Below are 5,592 nucleotides of genomic sequence, written 5' to 3'. Positions count from 1 at the left end.
GCGACCGGCGATGGCGACCGAGGCGCCCTGTGTCGCGAGTTCCAGCGCGATCGCATAGCCGATTCCGGTGCCCCCACCGGTGACGATGGCGCGTTTGCCTTCGAGTTCGAGACCCATGTTCGAGTTGTGACCGTTCCTTGTAGTTCACCCTGGTTCCGCGCGAAAACCGCGATTGCGGAATGTATTCCGATCGCAGGGATGTCACGACGCGGCCGCACCCGGCTTGCGGGCACGATGTGCTTACAGAACTTAGGAACAAGAGGTCGGAATCAAACCCTTTTGGCTCACCCTGGTTCTAGGGAGCCGGTCACCGCTGACAAATGCCCTCCGAGTCCACCGACGCAAAAGACAGCCGCGCGTGACTGGTCACGCGCGGCTGTCCTTCTCTGCTGTGGGTACCGGGGGAGACCCTGCGGCGATCAGATCACCGACGACCCGCCGTCGACCGGCAGGTTCACGCCCGTGATGAAACGAGCTTCGTCGGAGGCGAGGAAGAGCAGTGCGTTCGACACGTCGACCGGCTCCACCCACGGCGCGGGCAACGCGAGCAGCGTCCCCGACGCCTCGGCGAACTGCTCAGGGGTAACCTCCTCGAGATCGGGACGGAACAGCTTGTAAACCGCCTCGTTCTGGATCATGTCGGTGTTGCAGTTGGTGGGCGACACGACGTTGACGCGGATCGAGTGCGGAGCCAGTTCCATTGTGAGCGTGCGCATCAGACCGATGACTCCGTGCTTCGACGCGACGTAGTGGCCGAATCGTGCGAATCCCTTGGCACCTGCGTCGGACGACGTGATGACGATGGTGCCGCCGCGCCCGCCTTCGACGATGTGCGGGATGGCGGCCTTACAGGTGTTGAACACGCCGTTGAGGTTGACGTCGATGACGTCGTTCCAGTCGCCGACGAGCAGGTCCGGAACCTCGTCGCCGAACTGGAAGATCCCCGCGTTGGCGGCGACGATGTCGAGACGGCCCAGCTGTGCGACCGCGTCGTTCAATCCCGCTGCGAGCCCGTCGTAGTCGCGGACGTCGGCGGTGTAGGAGACGATCTTGCGGCCCTCGGCCTCGACGAGCGCGACCGTCTCGGCGAGATCCGCTTCGGTGGCGGGATGGTAGAACTCGGCGGTGCGGCCGACCTCGCCGCACACGTCCATCGCGATGATGTCGGCGCCTTCCTGCGCGAGGCGCACCGCGTGGCTGCGGCCCTGCCCGCGCGCGGCGCCGGTGATGAATGCGACCTTGCCTTCGACTCTTCCGGTCATGTCGACTTCCTTGTCTTGTGTTGCAGCAGTGGATGTTCGGTGGCGTCAGTCGCCGAGGTCGAGTTCGCCCATGCGTGCCCATTCGACGCCGGGGATCTCAGTGTTGAGGATCTGCGGGGTCCGGGCGAGCGCGGGACGCATCGCGTCGAGGCCGGCGCGGAAGTGCTCGGACGCGACGTGTGCGGACCCGGCGTCGCCATCGCGGAACGCCTCGACGAGCACGAACTGGTTCGGGTCGTCCACACTGCGGGACCATTCGAACCACAGATTGCCGGGTTCGGCGCGGGTTGCATCGGTGAAGTCCCGGGTGCGGTCGAGCCAGGTGTCGGCCTCCTCCGGCCGGACGGTGAATTTCACGACGATGAAGATCATGATTCTCCCTTTGGAGGGTGGAAAAGGGTGCGGCGCAGCACGAATCGAGCGCTGCCGGCGCCGCAGGGAGTGGGGGAAGGGATTCCGGGCTCACGCCCGGTGTGTCACGACAGGTTGTAGCGGTACGAGACCTTGTGCATTTCCAGTTCCATGAACGCTTCGAGGTCGCGGATCCCGCCGAGGGCGGGGATGCGCCGGTGGAGCAGTTCGTGGAGGTGGTCGTTGTCGCGGCACACCAGCTGCATGTAGAGGTCGGCGCGGCCGATGCAGGTGGAGACATAGGTCGATTCGTCGAGCGCGGTGAGCTCCTGGACCAGCCGGTCCTGCGCGCCCGGTTCCACCTTGATCAGGACGAACGCGAGGACGCTGTACCCGAGGCGGAACGGATCGGCGATCGCGATGACGTTGAGCGCGCCGGACTCCTGCATGCGGCTCGAGCGGATGCGGACGGTTCCCTCGGAGACACCCAGCTCGCGGGCGATCTGCCGGTAGGGCATGCGGCCGTCCTCCTGGAGGAGGCGCAGGATGCCGCGGTCGATGTCGTCGAGACCGTCGCCCGGGTTCTCTCCCGAGTTCTGGTCTCCGTTCGACGGGTTCGGCATCTTGCGCATCCGCTCAGTTTAGGAGATGGTCCGGTGACGCGGCTCAGCCACGCCGACCGTCGAACTCGTCGTCGGGCACGAGCACCGCGCGACCGCGGATCCGTCCGTGGTGCAGGTCGTCGAGCGCCTGCTGGAAGTCGCTGAACCGGTACTTGACCGTGTGCAGCTTGACCTTTCCTTCCGCCGCCAGCGCCATCAGTTCGACCAGGTCGTTGTAGGTGCCCACCAGGTTGCCGACGAAGTTGATCTCGGTGCTGATGATGTCGATGGTCGGCACGTCCAGGCGACCGCCGTACCCGATGACGTAGTACGACCCGGCGCGGCGCAGCATCCCGACACCGGCTTCGATCGCGGTGCCTTCGCCCACGAAGTCGAGGACGGCTTCGGCGCCGTTGCCGCCGGTGAGGTCGAGGACCTGCTGCGTTTCGGTGCCATCGGCGACGACGGTCGCGTCCGCGCCGATCTGCTTCGCCAGATCCAGCGCATCCGGGGAACTGTCGACGACGACGATGCGCGCGGCTGTCATCGACTTCAGGACCTGGATGCCGATGTGCCCGAGACCGCCGGCGCCGATCACCACGGCGGTGTGGCCGGGACGCAGGATCGCGGCGGCCTTGCGCGCGGCGTGGTAGGCGGTGAGCCCGGCGTCGGCGAGTGCCGCCACGTCGGCCGGTTCGAGCGACGGATCGAGCTTGACGACGCTGCGCGCCGAGGTACGCAGGTACTCGGCCATGCCGCCGTCGGTGTCGATGCCGGGGAAATCGGAGTGCGTGCAGTGCACGTCGTCGCCACTGCGGCAGGCCAGGCACAGGCCACACGTGGCGAGCGGGTGCAGGATCACCGAGTCACCGACGGCGACGTTGGTGACTGCCGAGCCGATCTCGGTGACGGTGCCGGCGTTCTCGTGCCCGATCGTGTACGGGAGGGCGACGGAACTCTTGTCCTTCCACTGGCCCTCGATGATGTGCAGGTCGGTGCGGCACACTCCGGCGCCGCGGATCTTGACGATCACGTCGTGCGGGTCCCGCACGGTCGGCTGGGGCACCTCGTCGAGGGAGGGCTGGGTGTCGTAGGCGTGGACGCGGATGGATTTCACGGGTGGCTCCTGGAATCGGAAACGGGGGCTGGTTCGCTGGATGCGGTGTCGAGGGGCAGAAGGGGGTCGTCGTGGACCCGCCACTCGATCGTCGATTTGTCCTGAATGCGCTGGCGGTAGTACCAGAGCACGCAGGCGATCATGAGAATGCCGATGCCGGTGACGGTTTCGCTCAGGCCGCCGTAGCCGGTCAGGCCCGGGTTGAGGATGCCCACGGCGATCGCGAACGTGTTGATCGCGAACAGGGCGCACGCGATGACGACCCACGGTTTCGCGAGGCGGATCGGACGGATGATGTCGGGGCGGTCGCGGCGGAGCAGAACGAACGCGCCGACCGCGAGGGTCACCGCGGTGAGGTAGCCCAGGTTGCTCGCGAGCAGGATCGCGATCGGCTCCCCGAGCACGATCAGGATGATGACGTTGATGAGCATGTCGGTGGTCAGGGCACGACCCGGGACGCCGTAGCGGTTGAGCTCGCCCAACTGGCGGATCGTGCCGCCGGACTGCGCGATGCCGTACAGGGATCGCCCGCCGTCGGCGGTCGCCGTCATCATCGCGATGACGAACGCGGCCATCACCGGAACCTGGCCGAGCCACGCATACGAACCGAGAATGTGCTCGAACGCGATGCCGATGTAGTTGACCGGGTTCGCGCCGATCGTCTGCTCGCCGAGGGCGCCGACCACGACGTAGGGCACGAGAATGTACAGGCCCATGATCATCAGGGCGGAGCGGCGCAGCGCGCGGGAGGTGTCCTTGACCGGATCCTTGTACTCGGCGGCGAAGCTCGCGCACACCTCGGTGCCGTAGGTCGTCCAGGCGGTGATGTAGAACCAGACGACGATCACCTTCCAGTCGAACGGCGAGCTCGTGCCGGTCCAGCTCAGGCGGGTGATGTCGAAGTCGGCGCCGGACGACAGGAATGGTCCGACGACGAGGACGGCCAGGCCGATCACCAGCAGGGCACCGGTGATGCGGGCGACGCCGGCGGCGATCTTGATGCCGAAGTAGTTCAGTGCCCAGGCCGAGACGATCGCGCCGATCGCGATGAGATAGGGCAGGCCCAGTTCGTGGCCGATGGGCAGGCGGATCGCGATGTCGTTGTCGGGGAAGAACGCCTGCTCGATGAGGGTGCCGAGCACGACACCCTCGACGGACAGCGACAGCGACCAGCCCATCCAGTAGCCGAACGCGGCGATCGCACCGAGCGGCGCGAAGTGGCGCTTCCAGCCTTCGTAGGCGTAGACCGAGATGCCGCCCGAGCGGTCGGGGAACATCGCGGCCATCTCCGAGAACAGGTGGCTCTGGAGGAAGGCGAAGAAGCACGCGACGGCCCAGATGGAGATGGCGGTCCAGCCGCCGATCGCGCCGACGGTGTAGCCGAGCGTGAGGAACAGGCCGATCGGCATGTTCAGGGCGAAGACCATGCCGTCACGCCAGGTGAGCGTGCGGACCATGTGCTCGGGTGCGGGATCGGAACCCGATGTGTCGAGCGAACTCATTGGGTGGCCCCTTTCGAGTTGCCTGATGAGTGGAGGGTACGTCGGCGCTCACGGCGCGGACGAGACCCAGAGTTCGAGGTCGGCGACGGGAGTGCGTGCCGCGATCCACTGGCGGCAGCGGACCATGAGCCGGGGCTGGCCGATCAGGCAAGCACCCGTGAGCAGTCCGTCGCGGGCGTACAGGTAGGCGAGGTCGTCGGGGTTGCGGGAGAGGACGCGCAGGTCGTCGTGCCCTGTGATGTCACCGACGATGTCGATACGCCGCCCGAACTGGTCGGACCACACGTACGTCGCGGCGGTGACGGTGCGCTTGTCGTCGCACGCCAGGTTGTGCGCGACGACCTTGGCCTGTTCGGCGGCCGAGGTCCAGTGTTCGTGACGGTGGGGCGTGCCCGCGTCGTCGGTCCACGCGCAGACGTCGCCGACACCCCACACGTGGTCGCCCGCGCGTCCGGTCGCGTCGCAGATCAGTCCCGCGCGCGTGACCTCGAGACCGCTGCCGGCGAGCCACTCGGTCGCGGGAACCGCACCCACCCCGACGACCACCGCGTCGCACGGCAGCTCGGTTCCGTCGTCGAGGACGACGGACTCGACCGTGGTGGTGCCGCGGAGTTCGGCGACGGCCCGGCCGCACAGCAGGTGCACCCCGTCGGCGCGGGCGATGTCGGCGAGGACCGCAGCCGCGTCGTCGCCGACGCTGCGGGTCAGGGGCACGGGTTCGAGCTCGACGACGGTGACATCGACACCGAGACGCCGCG

7 protein-coding genes are annotated in these 5,592 nt (G+C 67.2%); all 7 read right to left on the bottom strand.

Going from position 1 to position 5,592, the window contains the following annotated elements:
• Nucleotides 1–117: SDR family NAD(P)-dependent oxidoreductase (locus I0Q12_RS33010; RefSeq protein ID WP_231610807.1), on the bottom strand; the 117-nt coding region annotated here is incomplete at its 3' end.
• A 302-nt stretch (nt 118–419) separates the two neighbouring features.
• Entirely contained in the window at nt 420–1,262 is an 843-nt protein-coding gene (locus tag I0Q12_RS16295) for a mycofactocin-coupled SDR family oxidoreductase (RefSeq protein ID WP_138998041.1), read from the bottom strand.
• Nucleotides 1,263–1,307: 45 nt separating this feature from the next.
• Complete coding sequence (locus I0Q12_RS16290) at nt 1,308–1,634, bottom strand: putative quinol monooxygenase (RefSeq protein ID WP_197252894.1); 327 nt, start codon at nt 1,632–1,634, stop codon at nt 1,308–1,310.
• A 104-nt stretch (nt 1,635–1,738) separates the two neighbouring features.
• On the bottom strand, nt 1,739–2,245 hold the full coding sequence (locus I0Q12_RS16285; RefSeq protein ID WP_197252893.1) for an Lrp/AsnC family transcriptional regulator: 507 nt from the start codon (nt 2,243–2,245) through the stop codon (nt 1,739–1,741).
• A 34-nt stretch (nt 2,246–2,279) separates the two neighbouring features.
• Nucleotides 2,280–3,332 carry an NAD(P)-dependent alcohol dehydrogenase gene (locus I0Q12_RS16280; protein WP_197252892.1) on the bottom strand — a complete coding sequence of 351 codons (1,053 nt, stop codon included), beginning with the start codon at nt 3,330–3,332 and terminating at the stop codon, nt 2,280–2,282.
• Entirely contained in the window at nt 3,329–4,834 is a 1,506-nt protein-coding gene (locus I0Q12_RS16275; RefSeq protein WP_231610794.1) for an APC family permease, read from the bottom strand. Before I0Q12_RS16275 ends, I0Q12_RS16280 begins: the two co-directional genes overlap by 4 nt.
• Nucleotides 4,835–4,882: 48 nt before the next feature.
• A partial coding sequence (locus tag I0Q12_RS33005) for an FAD-dependent oxidoreductase (protein ID WP_231610793.1) occupies nt 4,883–5,592 on the bottom strand: 710 nt, incomplete at its 5' end.

This window comes from Rhodococcus sp. CX (assembly GCF_015865005.1).
In the GTDB taxonomy this organism is placed as follows: domain Bacteria; phylum Actinomycetota; class Actinomycetes; order Mycobacteriales; family Mycobacteriaceae; genus Rhodococcus.
Note: the sequence above shows the minus strand (reverse complement) of the source record. Positions and strands in the feature narration are given on the sequence as shown.